We start from the raw sequence: 16,182 nt of genomic DNA on the forward strand, positions 1-16,182 counted from the left end.
AAACAGTGGCTTCAATCAGATGTTTCTTTGGAGAATACCCGAATGATCCTGTACCCAGCACGTACAAAAGACCGTTGGTTCCAAATTGCTGTTGGGTTGATTTTATTTTTAGCAGTGGCTTCCCCTTCCTTAAAAGCACAGACACCCCTATCCAGCCTAGGATTAGAGGGGTTGTCCCCTATTGGGATGTTGGATCATACCAATGCCCAGTTTTATGAGCAAATATTTACATTACAACAACAGGGTGATTGGGCAAAAGCAGATTTACTGATTAAAAAATTAACCGATCCGCTTTTAATGGGCCATATCAAAGCGCAGCGTTTATTGCATGTTGCGTACAAATCGAGTTACCTGGAACTTGTGGGATGGCTCAAACAATATAGTAATCATCCACAGGCAGAAGCCATTTATAATTTGGCTGTTCACCGTAAGCCTGCGACCAACAGCACCGGTTCAATCCCTAAACCACAATTTAAACTGTTCAAGGACGGCAACCCCGACATGAACATGATCGCTGCTGGTCCTGAATGGAAACAGGGTTTACAAGCATGGGTGAATGGCAACTATCCCTTAGCCATTAAAAATTTTGAGAAAGTGGGAACAAAATTCCAGAACGTTCCCTGGGTTGCTTCAGCCGGAGCATTCTGGGCAGCCAGAGGGTATTTGAAAATCGGCAACCCGCAAAAATATTCCGAATGGATGACGATTGCCACCCATTATCCCCGTACTTTTTATGGGCAATTGGCCGTTAAGATTTTGGGGATATCGCCAACGGTTGATTGGTCACATCCCGATTTCAGCGCAAAAGACGTTGCCCATATCCAGCGTTACCCCAGTGGACAGCGCGCCTTGGCTCTTTTACAGGTTAACCAAGCCGCCTTGGCAGAAGATGAGTTGCATGTGCTGCGCCAACAAGCGGATGCACCAACGATTGAAGCCTTGCTTACCCTCTCCCAACAACTTAATTTTACTAACCTAAGCTTCCAAACCAGTGCCCGGAATCAACATTTGATTTTAAATAATAATAACTTGATGACTGGCCTTTATCCGATTCCCAATTGGTCGCCTCAAGGGGGTTTTAAAATTGATCCAGCCTTGCTGTATGCTGTCATGCGGCAAGAATCAAGCTTCAACCCAAACGCCCTCAGCCGCAAAGGGGCTAGCGGTTTGATGCAGTTAATGCCTGATACCGCCTATCACATAACCAATAACCGCCCATTACGCAATAATCAGCGTGAATTGTTAATTCCCGAAGTTAACCTCTCGATCGCTCAAGATTATATCTTTCAACTGTTAGGCAATGAAGATGTCAGGGGCGATTTAATTTTAATGACAATTGCTTATAATGCAGGACCAACCAGGGTAGCCAAATGGAAAAGACGGTTTTCATATGATCAAGATCCCCTGCTTTTTATTGAACGTATCCCTTTTCGGGAAACCCGCCTCTATGTCCAGCGGGTCTTAACCAATCTTTGGATTTATGGCGACCGATTAGACCAAAACATCCCTTCCTTGCAGGCTTTAGCATCGGGGTTCTCGCCGGTTTATGTCAGCCAGGATCACCGGGTACAAAATCCTCAAGTCGCTTTCAAAGGACAATAACATTTGGGCGCCTCGATTGCCATTGCCATATTGACCGTCTCTGATACGCGCACCATCCATGACGATAAATCCGGCGCTAAGTTGGCGGAATTAATCGTCCGTGATGGCCACCAAGTGATCGAACGCCAAATCATCCCAGACGATCAGCACTTGATTCAAGAAACACTCCTAAAATGGCTTTCATCCAAATGGATTGATGTCATTATTGCAACGGGAGGTACCGGTTTGACTGGTCGGGATGTCACCCCAGAAGCTTTCCGTGCCGTTTATGAAAAGGAAATCGACGGTTTTGGCGAGATGTTCCGCTGGCTTAGTTATCAAAAAATTGGTACATCCGCTTTACAATCACGGGCAACGGGCGGGGTGGCTCAAGGCAAGTACCTGTTTGCTTTACCAGGTTCCCCAAGCGCCTGCCAAGATGCCTGGGAATTTATTTTAAAACATCAATTGAATGATCAATGTCGGCCTTGCAACCTGGTGCAATTAATGCCAAGGTTACAAGAAGATAAATTGCGACCATCCCCGAAAAAATAGCTTTCCGGGCATTTATCCGGTGTGATCAAATGGCAAATACCAACATTCCTCCTCCCTCCCCTTTGTCATCTTTTTCCCTAATGGAAAAAATGCCCGCCCAAGGGGTAACCCATCAACATTGGCGGGTGGGAAGCAAGATTAACAGACAAAAACTAATTTGGCGGGTTCCGGTGACAGTCCCATCAGGCTTTCGGGATAGCCGCCAATATTTGGAGTATCAACAGGAATGTTACGCTGCACTTTTGCCTAGCGGCCACACACCCACCTTACACACAATGGTCCAACCCAGTGTGGCTTGGCCACATGGAGGATTACTGATCCAAGAGATTACCGGGCGCATCCCTAGCCAATTTACCGATTGGCAAGGAATTGCCGCTTGTTTGGCCGCAATCCATCAGTTGCCTGTCAACCCATTACCACCCACCATCCCTGCCCCAGAAAACATATGGGCGGCAATCGGCCAAACAATTACTAAACGATTCTCATCCCTGGATCAGATATCGCTTTCCCCCATCATCAAGCAACAAATCCTTGAGGAAATCAAATGGGCGCAATCATTTTGTGTATCGGCGCCGTTAAACAAATACCAGCGATGCTTCAATCTATATGATTGCCACCCTGCTAATTTCCTGGTGGATCATTGGGGAAAAGCCTGGTTTGTCGATCTTGAAAAAATCATCATCGGTCATCCTGCCATCGATTTGGCGCATGCAAGCTTGATGACTTCTTTGTCCTGGCATCCTTCCTTAACCGCTTTGTTGTCCCTGGATGATATCCTCCATTTTCACCGATTTTATTTTTCACATTTTCCGCCTTCCCATTATGAGGGAATCCAAAAACTTCTATTACCCGTCCGCCGTCTTATCTGGATACGGACGCTTTCTTGGGCTTGGGATTGGCTGGCTACTATTTCATTTTCCCCTGACCCGGCCATCTGCATTTTCCAACAAGCGGTGCAGCAACGTTTAAGGATGTGGTTTGAAGCAGAAGTGTTTATAAAAATGCAGCAGCAGTTGCAAAATCATAGGTTGATTAATGGTCTTGCCAATTTGTATATAACCTGATATGTTCACTCTATGTTCTTTTTTATTTCCATGGGCAGGCGGAGATGGATACTTTAAACATATCAAAAATAAAAGGTCGGGGCGCGGTCAGTAACCATAGCGGGCGTTTTGAACGTTTTACCTATGAAAAATCCCAAGACGGTTGGGAAACGTCGGATCCTGAGCCTGCGCCTGTTGCAACCAGTGTTTACCCCGACGCTAGTAAAAGCGTTATTAGTTATAATGATTCACCTGATATTCCATTCGATCGCTCGGTTAACCCTTACCGGGGTTGCGAACATGGGTGCATTTATTGTTATGCCCGGCCCAGTCACGCTTGGTTGGGATTGTCGCCAGGGATTGATTTTGAAACAAAATTATACGCTAAATTAGATGCCGCTGCCCTGTTACGGCAGGAATTATCTCGCCCCTCTTATCGCCCAGCCCCCTTGATATTGGGGTCTAACACCGATCCTTATCAACCCATTGAAAAAAAATACCAAATCACCCGTCAAATCCTCTCGGTCCTTTTGGAATTCCAACATCCGGTCACGATTATCACCAAATCCGCTTTGCTGCTACGCGATCTCGATATTCTCAAGGAGCTAGCAACCCATGATTTGTTGCGGATTTTTCTATCCATAGGTACTTTAGACGCCACCTTGGCGCGACTGATGGAGCCCAGGGCGGCACAACCCAGAAAACGGTTATTTGCGCTTCAACAATTATCAGCCCAGCGAATCCCCGTAGGGGTTCTGATTGCCCCTATCATTCCCGGCCTGAATGATTCGGAGCTCGACCAAATCACGCAAGTAATTGCCGAATCAGGTGCTACATATGCCGGTTATAATTTATTGCGGCTGCCTTATGAAATTAAGGATTTATTCCAAGAATGGTTAAGCCAGCATTATCCTGACCGTCAGGCAAAAATACTTTCCTTGATTCGCGAAACCCGCAAGGGTAATCTGAACAACAGTGATTTTAGCCAGCGGATGACTGGCCAAGGGGTCTATGCCCAATTGATCGGACAACGCTTCCGCTTGGCTATAGAGCGGGTTGGATTAAACCAGAAAGTGCTTAAACAACGAACGGATCTTTTTCGGGTTCCAGGTCCTTGTCAACTGCCGCTGATTTAATAAAACAACGGAAATGGAAATGATGCCTGATTTTTTTTATGAACAACAATATTCAGGATTGGTGGCAGGCATTGATGAAGCCGGGCGCGGCCCTTGGGCAGGGCCTGTGGTAGCCGCGGCCGTTATTTTTCCAAGACAGTCCCTAAATCCAATGCTTTTGGATGAGTTGGATGATTCTAAAAAACTGTCCGCCAAAAAACGGGAACAGCTTTTCCCTGAAATCATGCAATGGGGGAAAGTCGGGGTAGGCCTTGCCAGTGTTGAAGAAATTGACCAAATAAATATCTTGCAGGCCACTTTTCTGGCCATGCAGCGGGCCATTGATGATTTACCAGTCTCGCCGCAAACTTTGCTGATTGACGGCAACCAAACAAAAAACTTTGCCATCCCCACCCAACTAATTATCCAAGGTGATAGTAAAAGCTATAGCATTGCCGCCGCTTCTATTATTGCCAAAGTGACGCGTGACCGGATCATGCAAGCATTGTCGTGTCACTTTCCGGTATATGGCTGGCAAAAAAATGCTGGATATGGGACTAGCCACCACCACCTGGCGATGCAAACTCATGGAATAACTATCCATCACCGCCGCAGTTTTCGCCCGGTGCGACAATTGTTAGAGAATCATCCATCAGCGCTTGGCAGGTTGCAACATACAAACTAATCACTTGGTTGCTGGCAGTTGCAATAAACTGGGGTTAATGGCTTTAATCACTTTTTTCATCAAGGTAGGAAAAGCCTGTTTGGCAAATTCCGCAGGCAAACACCAAAAACCGGCTTTAGGGTCAATGACCGTTGATTGGGATATTCGTGCCGTGACCATATGCAGTTCCAAGTCAAAATGGGTAAAACTATGCTTAACCAATCCGCTGTGATCACGCCATTTGATGGGATGGGGGGCATATTCCCCTATTGCCGCGCCGCGCCAATCTTTCTCCCGCCATGGGGTTGAAGGGATTTCAATCATGCCCGCTAATAACCCTTTTAACGGGCGTTGACGTAAAAATACCGCGTTATTTTCTTTGTTTTCCAGCCAAAATATCACCCCATAACGCTTAGGTTTAACGGATTTTACAGGCTTCATCGGCAATTGATCCGTTTGGTTGTTCAGATAAGCAAAGCAATTGGCAGATAACGGGCAATCCACACAAAGTGGCTGTTTAGGTGTGCAGATAGCAGAACCTAAATCCATCATGGCCTGAACATAATCACCCGGTCGATGGTCGGGCACCATCCGGCCCATCAAAGCCTGGACCGACCGTCGAAGTTTGTGGCCGCTTTCCCGAATACCCTCTAAGCGGGCGACAACCCTTTCAATATTGGTGTCAACCGCCGCCGCTGGTTGGTTAAAGGCAATGCTGGCAATCGCCGCTGCCGTATAAGGTCCAATCCCTGGTAATGTACGTAATTCTATTTCATTGCTTGGGAACCGCCCTTGATAATCGCCCACTATTTTATTAGCGCAAGCATGTAAATGCCGAGCACGCGCATAATATCCAAGCCCCTGCCAGGCATGAAATACCTCGTTTATATTGGCCTTCGCTAAATCATCAACGGTTGGCCACCGCTCAGTAAAATCGATAAAATATTTTTTGACGGTTGCCACCGTTGTCTGCTGCAACATGACCTCACTTAACCAAGTACGGTAAGGGTCAGAAATTTCGGGATTCCGCCACGGCAATGTCCGCCCATGCCGTTCAAACCACGCCAATAGTTTTGCTGGAACAACTTGTGCATTTGACAATTGGATTGAAGAATTGCGTGGCCTGATCATCAGTGACTTTCTATACTTGATTTAATGGGAATAATAGCTATTGGAAAAGCCCATTTCAATGGCTATAATCCTAGAAAGTCTGTAATAATAATTACTTACGCCAACAATTTGGCTCTATTTGGAAAATAACTGGCTTTGAACGCCTCGTTTATATCCCTGATTCCGTTTTCCTGCTGATCTTGAAAGGTTTAAATTTTCGCTCATGAGAATTTCAGAACAAAAAAAACTGCAGCAATTCATTCAACGGTTAATTGACCCAATGCTTGCCAAACGTGGCTTTACCGAACGGCGCCTTTTAAGCAATTGGGAAGAAGTCGTCGGCACCCATTTATCAAGCCAGTGCTTACCCATCCAAATCTCCTATCCCACCCCTGAAAACAGGCAAGGCAATCTGCATTTAGGGGTGTTGCATGCCTATGCCACGGAACTGCAGCATCAAGTCACGATTTTACGTGAGAAAGTCAACCGTTTTCTTGGATATGAAGCAATTGCCAACATCCGTTTCCATCCCTTGCCTAGGGATATTATCAAGACACAGCCAACCAATCCTTTGTCCGCCGCTCCCCACTTCCCTATCCAGGAAGAATGGCAACTAAAAATTGCGGAGATTGCGGATGAAGAATTGCAGCAGAATCTGTTGCGCCTGGCAGCCTACATCGATCCCGTGGGTTCGCATAAGAGCAAGGATCAGGATCCTAAAGATAATAAACAAAAAATTGATTGATGTTTCTGGTCTTTTCCAGGTATAATGCCAGAACAAATTAGGGTAAAATTGAGGCAGAGGAGGTTTAGCACCACATGGTTCATTTGTTGAAAAATACATTAAAGCAGGTTAGTCGATTCTTTAGTTTGGCTGGTTTGTTGGTGGTGGGAGCGCAAGTCCCAAGCTATGCGCAGCAACCCGCGGCAACCCCAGCGGAGGGAGAGGCATGGGTGTTGCCCAATGCCCCAGCGGCCCAGGTTTACAAAGATGATTATTATTTAGGCAATCCCGACGCGAAGATCGTTGTGATTGAATATGCGTCCTTAACCTGTCCGCATTGCGCTAATTTTAACACAAATATTTTCCCATCACTCAAAAAAGATTTTATTGATACCGGTAAAATTTTATATGTTTACCGGGATTTTCCGCTTGATCAATATGCCTACCAAGCAGCCCTGATCGCCCAATGTGCCCCGCGAGAGCGTTATTTTGGCATTATTGACCAGTTATACGGTAATCAAAAGGCTTGGGTCACTGCCGAAAACCCTGCCACTGCCTTAGAGAGTTTTGCCAAAACTGTTGGCCTGAACGCTGAGCAGTTACAACAATGCTATAATAACCAAACCCTGATTGATCGTGTCATTCGCTTGTATAAGGAAGCGGTCAACGTCTATCAGATCCAAAGCACCCCAAGTATTATCGTGAATGGCCAACTGCAAAAAAATATACGTGGATATGAAGATTTGCAGAAATATTTAAATTCTCTAACCAACTAATTACCACCTGCAGCCGTCTGAAACTACCTGGATAAATCAGATGGCTGTTTTTCTTTAACTCCTCCTGGTATTGCCTAGGGGCCTGTTTTCCCTTTTGCTTGGTTTTGGATGTTACCGCGTCATCCATGACAGATAGACTTTACCCCATCCTCCTCAAATTATTCTTCGGCAGACTTGACAGATGAGCGCGTTGCCCTTATTTTTCGAGCGCTAGACTGCTCTGTGGACGTTATTGCATAAATTCTTGTAGAAGGTATGGTTCCCCCTTGTCACCCGATCTTAAAAAATTTGATCAGAAATTGGCGGAATTAAGGAAAGAAACAAATGCCGATGACGAAAGCAATAGGGAGGCGGAACAATTGCGCCGCAAATCTATGCGGCAATTCAGCTTAGCTATCCGCATGGCTATTGAACTGATCGCATCTTTGGCTGGAAGTACCGTGTTGGGTTGGTTGATCGACCGTTGGGCGGGGACAAAGCCGGTATTTATAATTATTTTATTGTTGATGGGGATTGGAGCTGCTGCTTTAAATATTGCAAGATTGATAAAAAAAACGCAAAAACAAATGGAAACAAACGAATGACAGGCATCTCTTTAGATCGTAGCCCGTTGTTGTCATTAATGGTAGGAAGATAATCATGGCGACCGAAATTGAACATGGCCATAGCCCTTTAGAACAATTTAAAATCGATCGGATTATTCCGATCAAAATGGGGGATTTTGACCTATCTTTAACCAATTCTGCCCTATGGATGCTGGTAGCTGTGGCCCTGGCCACTGTTTTCATCACCGTGGGCGCCTCCAGGAAATCCTTAATTCCTAGCCGTTGGCAGGCGTTTGTGGAAATGGCTTATGAGTTTATTGCCAATTTGTTGCGCGATAACGTTGGCAAACAGGGATTGAATTTTTTCCCCTTGGTTTTTAGCCTTTTCTTTTTTATCTTGTTTTGCAATTTGACGGGCATGTTGCCGTTTTCTTTTACCCCAACCAGCCATATTATTGTAACGTTTAGCTTAGCATTTGCCATTTTCTTGATGGTAACAATTGTCGGTTTTATCCGTCACGGGTTTCATTTCCTTTCTTTGTTTGTGCCGCAAGGGATGCCTGCTTGGCTGTTGCCGTTGATCATCCCGATTGAAGTTTTATCTTATTTTACTAGGCCCATCAGTTTATCTTTGCGTCTTTTTGTCAATATGATGGCTGGCCATACCATGCTTAAGGTCATTGCCGGATTTGTGATTAGTTTAGGGATAGTGGGCGGGTGGGCTCCTCTGTTATTCTTGACCGCCTTGACTGGTCTTGAACTATTAATTGCATTTTTACAGGCTTATGTTTTTACAGTTTTGACTTGCATTTATTTGAATGATGCCATTAATCTGCACCATGAATAATTGCTGATATTTTTAGCTTGATATAACTTTATAATCTACGAAAGGAATATTATCGATGGATCCGTTAGCCGCAAAATACATTGCAGTGGGTATTGCAACTTTAGCCCTTTGGGGCGTAGGTATCGGTTTGGGTAATTTGTTTGCCAGCTATTTATCAGGTGCCTTACGTAATCCAGCCGCTGCCCCGAAAGTTTTTGGCGCCTTGCTGATCAGCTTTGCCTTAACCGAAGCAGTCGCATTGTTTGCTTTGCTCATTGCCTTGTTATTGCTGTTCGCTGTTTAAGGTTTTTGCCTATTAAATGGAATATGGCCAACCTTTGTTAAGGGTTGTTCCCACATTTAGGGATCAATTCTTGTTGACAGCCGGTTGGCCTTTACAAGGGATGTGATCGAATGCCACAGCTCGTTGTTGCTGATTTTCTGCCACAGATATTTTGGCTTTTTATTATTTTTGCGCTCTTCTATCTGTTGATGTCACGCCTAACCTTACCTAAAGTTTCGGCAACGTTAGATAAAAGACAGAAATTAATCCAAGACCAGTTGGACGCAGCACAATCCATGCGGACGGACGCGGAAAAGATGCAAAAGCATTATCAGCAATTGATTGCCCAAGCACGGCAAAAAGCCCATGAACAATTGCAGCAAACCGCCCTATCACTCAAAAAGGAATTAGGGGAACGGGAACAGGTTATGAACCGTCAATTAAGCAAAACAATTCAAGATGCGGAAGCCCGCATTGCCAATTTACGAGCTCGTTTGCATGGGGATATTGCCACGCTAGTACCTGAGGCAGTGAAGGAAATTTTGCAGCGGTTGGCTGATTTGCCGGTTAGTGATCAAGAAATTGCTGCCCATTATAAACGCGTGAAGGGATGATATAATGGAAATTTTTTCTGATCCAGCCCTTTGGGTTGGCGTTTCTTTTCTTCTGTTTGTTTCCCTGCTTGGCAAACGCTTATATAAAATGATCGCCGCTATGCTGGATCAACGGATTGCCAAGATTACGTCCAATATAGCAGAATCCAAAGAATTGCGTATGCAGGCAGAAAAAATCTTGAAAGAATACCAAGAGAAATTTGGCCAAGCAGAGCAGGAAGCACGCGAATTGCTGCTCCAGGCGCAAACCGAGGCAACATTGCTCCAGGAACAATCTTTAAAGAATTTAGAACTGACCTTAGAGCGGCGTGGGCAAGATGCCGTGTCCAAAATTGAGCAAAGCCAGCAGCAGTTACTGCAGGAAATGCAAGCGGAAATTGGTGTTTTGGCCACCCAAATCATCAGGTCTTTGTTGCTTGAAAAAAACAATAAAGAACTGTCTGCCATCTTTTTTGAACGGTCTTTAAAAGAGGTTAAAGCGAAAATCAACGTGGCATAACCCCTTGTTTTCTGCCGCCCGTTTTTCTCTTTTTTATACGGAATTTTTAGGTAACAGCCATTTTTTACAATAATAATAGAGAAGCTTGCGCTTCATTTTGGACGGGAGAAGATGACCCGCCATTATGGCCACTTGATTACCAAATCCATAAGTATATTGATGGCGTTTTCCCAATTTTTGCATCGCCGTTTGCGCGATAACCTGGGGATTGGCTGCCCGCTTTAATAACTTCCGAGGCATGTTGGCTTTAGCGATAAAGGCCGTTTCAACTAATCCCGGACATAAAGACAACAGATCAATCGGTTGTTGGCACAGTTCCTGCTGCAAGCCTAAAACTAAGGCATGTAAATAATTTTTGCTGGCCGCATACGCTGAAAAATAAGGCAGAGGCATGAAGGCCGCCATACTGGCTACGCAAATGACCCCTGCCCGCTTCCCTGCCGTTGCCCGTTCAATCATACCCGGCAATAATACGTGTAACAATTGCGTGGCTGCCAGCACGTTGACTTGCAGCATATCAATTGTTTCCTTCGTAGAAGTCGCCAAAAAATGATTAAAGTGGCCAAAGCCCGCATTATTGATGAACAAGTCAATTTTCTTCTCGCCAGCCAAAACAGCCAATTGGTTGACATCTTCTTGCTTGGTTAAATCTGCTATCTTTATATGTATGTTGTTGGATGCCGGTGATTTGATTTCCTCAGCCAGTTTTTGCAACGCTTGTAAGTTACGACCCGTAATCAGCATGCTCTCCATGAAAGGCGCCAACAAACGGGCAAAAGCGGAACCAATCCCACCGTTTGCACCGGTAATTAAAACCGAACGATACCGTTTCATGATCAATTTTCCCATACCAAAATAACAATAACATGTTATATATAAATTCCTAATATGAGTGACGGCCATTTCTAGCGCAAGAGGGGATCCTATGCAAAAAATACCAACAATCAAGGAATTGACAGAAATTACGGGCAAGAAAATTCTGGTGCGCACTGATTTTAACGTGCCTTTACACAATGGCCAAGTGACCGATCCTACCCGAATCACCCGGGCATGCGCTACGCTAAAAAAATTGGCCGATCAAAAAGCTAAAGTTATCGTCCTGTCCCATTTAGGACGGCCGGATGGTAAGGTCATCCCTGCTTATTCCTTGCGGCAAATTTTACCGACACTTGAAAAAGCTTTGGCTGGTTACAAAGTTTTTTTTGCCGAAGATTGTGTGGGGAACACCGCCCAAGATAAAATTCGCCAGTTACAGAATGGCCAAATTTTATTGCTCGAAAATCTAAGGTTCCATGCGGGTGAGGAACAAAATGATTCCGTTTTTGCCCAAAAACTTTCCCAAGGGGGCGATTTTTACGTGAACGATGCTTTCTCCTGTTCCCACCGGGCGCATGCCTCAATTGATAAAATCACCCACTTCCTGCCGTCTTTCGCAGGTTTATTGATGGCCGAGGAAGTAGCCGCTTTAGACCATATCCTGTCCACCCCTAAACGACCGCTGACAGCTATTGTCGGAGGTGCTAAAATATCAACCAAATTGGACTTATTACAAAACTTATTATCAAAAGTTGATCATTTGGTAATTGGCGGGGCGATGGCCAACACCTTCCTGCAGGCACAAGGGTGCCAGGTGGGTAAGTCTTTAACAGAAGCCAATATGGTGGCAACCGCCGCCCACATCACCGAACTTGCCAAGAAATCGAAAAAATCACTGATATTGCCGGTAGATGCCGTGGTGGCAGAAGCGTTGCAAGCGAATGTGGCCAGCCGCACGGTCTCATTGAAAGAGATAGGTGTTAAAGATATGATATTGGATATCGGCCCTAAAACCGTCCAATTGATTAACGATACCCTAAAAAACAGTAAAAGTGTGGTTTGGAATGGGCCTTTAGGGGCTTTTGAAATTCCCCCTTTTGATCAGGGAACCAAGAAAGTGGCTGCTATGATCGCAAGCGCCACCCAACAGAAAAAACTGGTTAGCGTTGCCGGGGGCGGTGATACAGTTTCAGCCCTTATTCAAGCAGGTGTTGAAGAAAAATTATCTTATGTGTCCAGCGCTGGGGGTGCTTTTCTGGAGTGGCTGGAAGGCAAAACCTTGCCAGGGATCCAGGCGTTACTAAACCCCAAACATTTATAGGCACCACTCTTCCCTGTTGGAAACACTCATTCAGCATTGGTTACGGCTGTTTTTATTTAGGTAGCAATGATTCGGCCACTGCGGCAATTAATAGGCCGATGATACCCTCTAAGAACAGGAAATTTAGTGGCATGAGGCCGCCCAGCCGCAAGCCAAAACGGATGATATTCCATTCTGCTACCACTAGGATAACCATTAGGGCAGTGTTTAACACCATAAAAGTGGATTCATTCACCCAACCGGTTTCGCCAACTGCCCATAACAAGGAAAGCAATATTATCTGTGTGGCTTTTACCCAATTATACATAATGATATAGGATGGATAAGCGGCTGGGCGATCTAAATATCTTGCCAAATAATACACAACCAGCGGGTATAAAACCCAATAAAGGGTATAGACACTGGCCTGGATAATCAGAAAGGGAACAAGCTCAGGGATAACAGCACCGTCCTCTATCTGCAACCGGTACATCATATAAATGTATAGCGGCATCAGCCACAAGGCTAAAAGGAAAGAATGTTTTGCAGCCATCAAGTTTTGCGGAAAAAACACCGTTCCTTCTGCCCGCCCCTGCAGCATTAAAAGCAATCCCTTTAAATAATTTTTCATTTTTTTCCTGATATCATTTCTAAGATTCCCTGCAACCCGTCCACTAGATCCGGCATGTAATGATGGACATAGGGGATAGGCATCTTATCCTTCGCTTTGGACGCAGTGATCAGAACTGTTTTCATACCGTGACCCGCGGCTGGTTGCAAGTTAATTGCCGTATCTTCGAAAAAAACTGATTGATGACTGGGAATGTTATATTTATTCAGAAAAATTTGATAGGCTTCCGGGTGGGGTTTGGGGATAAAATTGGCTTGTTTCACATCAAAAACCCCTTGGAAACAATCCGCAATTGCTAACTTTCCTAAAACATCTTGGGCATGTTGTGCGGAACTATTGGTAAAAACATATTTGGGGCCTGGCAATTGCTGCAAAATTTTATGTAAGGAGGGGGTGGGATCAAGTTCCGATAAATCAACCCGGTGCACATAGTCCAAGAAATCCTGGGGGGATACGTTCTGGTGCAACATCAAGCCTCGCAACGACGTGCCATATTGCTGCCGGTAATGATCCTGCAGCTTTACAGCTTCATCGATAGGCACTTGTAAATGCTGGCTGATAAACTCTTGGATGCGGCCAGCAATGCTTGGCATAACCTGCAAATTTGCAGGATATAACGTATTATCCAAGTCAAAAATCCAACACTTCATTTTTTGCCAACTCATTTTTACCTTATACATGAAAATTAGGTTGTTACCGATAATAAAATAGGGTGGCTTTCCTAGAAAACATCACTGTCTCTTCTTATATATCTTTTATGACGTCAACTATGGTAACCTATCTACCAATTTATCTGTTATATCTTAGAGACAAGGATATCGCCGGACAACTTTTATTCACCTCTCTTTTAATTGGCTTTATTTCATGACAAAATTACCGAAAAAAACTGATCTTCCCTCCCCGTCTTTTCCCAATATTTTATCGGAAGCTTTGGAATACGGTAAAAAATCAGGGGCTGATCATATGGATCTTTTGCTGGTGGAGGCAACCGCCATCCAGTACAGCCAAAGAATGAATAAGCTGGAAAAACTGGAACGCGCCGAAGCTATGGATTTGGGGATCCGCTTGTTTAAGGGTAAGCGCCAGGTGATCGTTTCAACTTCAGATATATCGACCCCTAACATCAAAAAACTAATTGACCAAGGATTAGCCATGGTTGACCTGGTACCCGAAGATCCGTATTGCGGGCTTGCCGAAAGCACCCAGTTGATTACCAAAATACCCAATTTGTTGATGGCTGACCCGGTCGAGCCGGATATTTCCAAGCTTCAGGAGCGCGCCCAAATTTGTGAAGAAGCGGCTTTGTCTGTTCAGGGAATTAATAATTCCGAAGGGGCCGAAAGTGCTTGGGTCAAATCCAACACCCACTTTGCTGCCAGCAACGGGTTTCAGCAATCCTACAGCAATACCCGCCATTCTTTAAGTGTTGCCGTCATCGCCAAAAGCGATCAGGGGATGGAGCGAGATTATGATTTTAGCTCCACTGTTTTTGGCAAAGATTTAAAAGATCCTGCAGGTATCGGACAAAAAGGGGCAGAACAGGCGGTTCGCCGCTTAAATCCACAACGGATCAATTCCGGCAAAATGCCAGTGATTTTTCACCCTCGAATCGCCAACAGCTTTCTAGGACATTTGGCCGCAGCCATTCATGGCGCTTCCGTTGCACGCGGCACCAGTTTTTTAAAAAACCAGTTGCATCAGCAGATTTTCCCAAGCTCGGTTACGGTCATGGATCACCCGTTGCTGGAAAAAGGCTTGGCCTCCCGTCCGTTTGATGCGGAAGGATTGCCCTGCAAACCCCAAGCGATGATTGACAAAGGGGTGCTGACAGATTGGCTCCTGGATCTACGTTCGGCACGGCAATTAAAAATGATGCCCAACGGCCACGCGGTGCGCGGCCCCTCTTCCCTGCCTAGCGCGGGTATCAGCAACTTTTATCTGGAAGCTGGAACCGTAACCCCGGAAAGCCTGATTAAAGGCATAAAAAGCGGGTTATATGTGACGGAATTAATCGGTGACGGCGTTAATTTGATCACGGGCGATTACAGTAGGGGTGCAACTGGTTTTTGGATTGAAAACGGATCTATTGCCTATCCCGTTAGTGAATTGACCATCGCTGGCAATTTGCAGGAAATCTTCCGTAATCTTATCGTCGCCAATGATTTAAGCTTTACTTACCGCGTCAACTCACCGACCCTGCTAGTTGACAGTTTAATGGTTGCCGGAAGTTAAAAAAACCAGGCGCTTTCATGCTAGGCAGCTGATAGAACCTGGTAATTGCCTTAGGCGCTCGGATTTTTATAATAAGCCCATACCGATGCTGGCGGAATGTTGTTGAAAACCCGCTCTAAGCGGCGGCCGTGGATTTTGAAACCCTCGCGGTCCAGCGGGCAGAAAAGACTGTAGGTGAATTGGATAAACGGCGATTCGGCGCCCATCAACGCCTTCGATTCATTCATGATTTGGTGCTGAACGGGTTTCGGCATACCAATCAACGGCAGTCCGGAAATAATTGCAATCGCCTCATTAACCCCTAAAGGACGGACTAAGCTTTGCAAATCCGTGGCATTTCCTTTGATGATGTTGAGTTTTGGAAAACGCTTAACCAGCAAATCGTGAAATAAGGGATCACGTTCCACTACAATTAATTTTTCTGGTTTAATGCCACTGTTTAATAACCCTTGCGTGATAACCCCTGTCCCACCGCCTAATTCAATTACATAACCGTCTCTTTTAGGAACGCCGCGCGCCATGGCGGCCGCCAACGCGTCGCTGCTGGGAACAATGGCGCCGACGCTTTTCGGTGTCTTTAACCAGTGCCTAAAAAAAAGACCGGATTTTCTAAACATCTATTCTATTCCTGTAGTTAGGGCCAACAACCCTAAAAATAATTTAAAAAATAATTGATCGGAACCAATTTTTCTTACCATAGCGCCCTTTGCCAAAATGTCTAGCGTAAGCTTTGGAACCCTCTAAAATTCTAATGGCTTGGCGAAGGTTGATATGTCTTGGATAATCCCTGTATCATCGTAACCGAATTGTTGATATTGCAAGACCAACGGCTTAATCACCTGTTATCTTGTATCCATTTTGTTTGATA

At 45.1% G+C, this 16,182-nt stretch carries 19 protein-coding genes; 14 read left to right on the forward strand and 5 right to left on the reverse strand.

Features of this window, described 5'->3' with window-relative positions:
- Positions 1 to 42 precede the first annotated feature (42 nt).
- Genes IPP67_08290 through IPP67_08310 form a run of 5 tightly spaced genes read left to right on the forward strand, consistent with a single transcriptional unit; the run spans position 43 to position 4,979 of the window.
- A complete protein-coding gene (locus IPP67_08290; GenBank protein ID MBL0339137.1) occupies positions 43 to 1,602 on the forward strand; it encodes a lytic transglycosylase domain-containing protein in 1,560 nt (519 codons plus the stop codon).
- Between the two features lie 3 nt (positions 1,603 to 1,605).
- The gene (locus tag IPP67_08295) at positions 1,606 to 2,136 is read left to right on the forward strand and encodes a molybdenum cofactor biosynthesis protein (GenBank protein ID MBL0339138.1); all 531 of its coding nucleotides are present in this window, start codon (positions 1,606 to 1,608) and stop codon (positions 2,134 to 2,136) included.
- Positions 2,137 to 2,165: 29 nt separating this feature from the next.
- Positions 2,166 to 3,200 (forward strand): phosphotransferase, encoded by a 1,035-nt coding sequence (locus IPP67_08300; GenBank protein MBL0339139.1) that lies wholly within the window; start codon positions 2,166 to 2,168, stop codon positions 3,198 to 3,200.
- A gap of 44 nt (positions 3,201 to 3,244) precedes the next feature.
- Positions 3,245 to 4,315, forward strand: coding sequence for a PA0069 family radical SAM protein (locus IPP67_08305; GenBank protein MBL0339140.1), 1,071 nt, complete (start codon positions 3,245 to 3,247; stop codon positions 4,313 to 4,315).
- 22 nt (positions 4,316 to 4,337) lie between these two features.
- Positions 4,338 to 4,979, forward strand: a complete 642-nt coding sequence (locus IPP67_08310) for a ribonuclease HII (protein MBL0339141.1) — start codon at positions 4,338 to 4,340, stop codon at positions 4,977 to 4,979.
- Here the strand turns inward: IPP67_08310 and mutY are convergent, their stop codons facing one another.
- Positions 4,980 to 6,089, reverse strand: coding sequence for an A/G-specific adenine glycosylase (mutY, locus tag IPP67_08315; protein ID MBL0339142.1), 1,110 nt, complete (start codon positions 6,087 to 6,089; stop codon positions 4,980 to 4,982).
- 202 nt (positions 6,090 to 6,291) lie between these two features.
- Here mutY and IPP67_08320 point away from each other — a divergent pair, with 202 nt between their 5' ends.
- The 7 genes from IPP67_08320 (at position 6,292) to IPP67_08350 (ending at position 10,335) form a co-directional block, all read left to right on the forward strand.
- A complete protein-coding gene (locus tag IPP67_08320; protein MBL0339143.1) occupies positions 6,292 to 6,813 on the forward strand; it encodes a DUF721 domain-containing protein in 522 nt (173 codons plus the stop codon).
- Positions 6,814 to 6,887: 74 nt separating this feature from the next.
- Positions 6,888 to 7,568, forward strand: coding sequence for a DsbA family protein (locus tag IPP67_08325; protein ID MBL0339144.1), 681 nt, complete (start codon positions 6,888 to 6,890; stop codon positions 7,566 to 7,568).
- 266 nt (positions 7,569 to 7,834) lie between these two features.
- Positions 7,835 to 8,152: an AtpZ/AtpI family protein gene (locus IPP67_08330; GenBank protein ID MBL0339145.1), complete on the forward strand. Its 318-nt coding sequence runs from the start codon at positions 7,835 to 7,837 to the stop codon at positions 8,150 to 8,152.
- Between the two features lie 55 nt (positions 8,153 to 8,207).
- Complete coding sequence (locus tag IPP67_08335) at positions 8,208 to 8,960, forward strand: F0F1 ATP synthase subunit A (protein ID MBL0339146.1); 753 nt, start codon at positions 8,208 to 8,210, stop codon at positions 8,958 to 8,960.
- A gap of 55 nt (positions 8,961 to 9,015) precedes the next feature.
- Positions 9,016 to 9,243 carry a F0F1 ATP synthase subunit C gene (locus IPP67_08340; protein ID MBL0339147.1) on the forward strand — a complete coding sequence of 76 codons (228 nt, stop codon included), beginning with the start codon at positions 9,016 to 9,018 and terminating at the stop codon, positions 9,241 to 9,243.
- Between the two features lie 110 nt (positions 9,244 to 9,353).
- Positions 9,354 to 9,836: a hypothetical protein gene (locus IPP67_08345; protein ID MBL0339148.1), complete on the forward strand. Its 483-nt coding sequence runs from the start codon at positions 9,354 to 9,356 to the stop codon at positions 9,834 to 9,836.
- Between the two features lie 4 nt (positions 9,837 to 9,840).
- Positions 9,841 to 10,335: a hypothetical protein gene (locus IPP67_08350; protein MBL0339149.1), complete on the forward strand. Its 495-nt coding sequence runs from the start codon at positions 9,841 to 9,843 to the stop codon at positions 10,333 to 10,335.
- A gap of 33 nt (positions 10,336 to 10,368) precedes the next feature.
- Here IPP67_08350 and IPP67_08355 read toward each other — a convergent pair whose 3' ends face one another.
- Positions 10,369 to 11,169, reverse strand: a complete 801-nt coding sequence (locus tag IPP67_08355; protein ID MBL0339150.1) for an SDR family NAD(P)-dependent oxidoreductase — start codon at positions 11,167 to 11,169, stop codon at positions 10,369 to 10,371.
- A gap of 91 nt (positions 11,170 to 11,260) precedes the next feature.
- On the opposite strand from IPP67_08355, the gene IPP67_08360 reads away from it, so the two are divergent.
- Positions 11,261 to 12,472: a phosphoglycerate kinase gene (locus IPP67_08360; GenBank protein ID MBL0339151.1), complete on the forward strand. Its 1,212-nt coding sequence runs from the start codon at positions 11,261 to 11,263 to the stop codon at positions 12,470 to 12,472.
- A 52-nt stretch (positions 12,473 to 12,524) separates the two neighbouring features.
- On the opposite strand, the gene IPP67_08365 is transcribed toward IPP67_08360, so the two are convergent.
- Complete coding sequence (locus IPP67_08365) at positions 12,525 to 13,082, reverse strand: hypothetical protein (GenBank protein ID MBL0339152.1); 558 nt, start codon at positions 13,080 to 13,082, stop codon at positions 12,525 to 12,527.
- Positions 13,079 to 13,747, reverse strand: a complete 669-nt coding sequence (locus IPP67_08370; GenBank protein MBL0339153.1) for a pyrimidine 5'-nucleotidase — start codon at positions 13,745 to 13,747, stop codon at positions 13,079 to 13,081. Before IPP67_08370 ends, IPP67_08365 begins: the two co-directional genes overlap by 4 nt.
- Positions 13,748 to 13,946: 199 nt before the next feature.
- Here IPP67_08370 and IPP67_08375 point away from each other — a divergent pair, with 199 nt between their 5' ends.
- A complete protein-coding gene (locus IPP67_08375) occupies positions 13,947 to 15,314 on the forward strand; it encodes a TldD/PmbA family protein (GenBank protein MBL0339154.1) in 1,368 nt (455 codons plus the stop codon).
- A 50-nt stretch (positions 15,315 to 15,364) separates the two neighbouring features.
- Here IPP67_08375 and IPP67_08380 read toward each other — a convergent pair whose 3' ends face one another.
- Positions 15,365 to 15,931, reverse strand: coding sequence for a methyltransferase (locus IPP67_08380; GenBank protein MBL0339155.1), 567 nt, complete (start codon positions 15,929 to 15,931; stop codon positions 15,365 to 15,367).
- Between the last annotated feature and the right edge of the window lie 251 nt (positions 15,932 to 16,182).

This window comes from Rhodospirillaceae bacterium (genome assembly GCA_016722635.1).
Classification (GTDB): Bacteria; Pseudomonadota; Alphaproteobacteria; order JAEUKQ01; family JAEUKQ01; genus JAEUKQ01.

Bases quoted from the DNA above. Each gene is read 5' to 3' on its own strand.
- IPP67_08325 (MBL0339144.1), top strand. From the start codon at position 6,888: ATGGTTCATTTGTTGAAAAATACATTAAAGCAGGTTAGTCGATTCTTT.
- IPP67_08370 (MBL0339153.1), bottom strand. From the start codon at position 13,747: ATGAGTTGGCAAAAAATGAAGTGTTGGATTTTTGACTTGGATAATACG.
- IPP67_08345 (MBL0339148.1), top strand. From the start codon at position 9,354: ATGCCACAGCTCGTTGTTGCTGATTTTCTGCCACAGATATTTTGGCTT.
- IPP67_08355 (MBL0339150.1), bottom strand. From the start codon at position 11,169: ATGAAACGGTATCGTTCGGTTTTAATTACCGGTGCAAACGGTGGGATT.
- IPP67_08375 (MBL0339154.1), top strand. From the start codon at position 13,947: ATGACAAAATTACCGAAAAAAACTGATCTTCCCTCCCCGTCTTTTCCC.
- IPP67_08365 (MBL0339152.1), bottom strand. From the start codon at position 13,082: ATGAAAAATTATTTAAAGGGATTGCTTTTAATGCTGCAGGGGCGGGCA.
- IPP67_08300 (MBL0339139.1), top strand. From the start codon at position 2,166: ATGGCAAATACCAACATTCCTCCTCCCTCCCCTTTGTCATCTTTTTCC.
- IPP67_08305 (MBL0339140.1), top strand. From the start codon at position 3,245: ATGGATACTTTAAACATATCAAAAATAAAAGGTCGGGGCGCGGTCAGT.
- IPP67_08380 (MBL0339155.1), bottom strand. From the start codon at position 15,931: ATGTTTAGAAAATCCGGTCTTTTTTTTAGGCACTGGTTAAAGACACCG.
- mutY (MBL0339142.1), bottom strand. From the start codon at position 6,089: ATGATCAGGCCACGCAATTCTTCAATCCAATTGTCAAATGCACAAGTT.
- IPP67_08310 (MBL0339141.1), top strand. From the start codon at position 4,338: ATGCCTGATTTTTTTTATGAACAACAATATTCAGGATTGGTGGCAGGC.
- IPP67_08335 (MBL0339146.1), top strand. From the start codon at position 8,208: ATGGCGACCGAAATTGAACATGGCCATAGCCCTTTAGAACAATTTAAA.
- IPP67_08340 (MBL0339147.1), top strand. From the start codon at position 9,016: ATGGATCCGTTAGCCGCAAAATACATTGCAGTGGGTATTGCAACTTTA.
- IPP67_08350 (MBL0339149.1), top strand. From the start codon at position 9,841: ATGGAAATTTTTTCTGATCCAGCCCTTTGGGTTGGCGTTTCTTTTCTT.
- IPP67_08360 (MBL0339151.1), top strand. From the start codon at position 11,261: ATGCAAAAAATACCAACAATCAAGGAATTGACAGAAATTACGGGCAAG.
- IPP67_08290 (MBL0339137.1), top strand. From the start codon at position 43: ATGATCCTGTACCCAGCACGTACAAAAGACCGTTGGTTCCAAATTGCT.
- IPP67_08320 (MBL0339143.1), top strand. From the start codon at position 6,292: ATGAGAATTTCAGAACAAAAAAAACTGCAGCAATTCATTCAACGGTTA.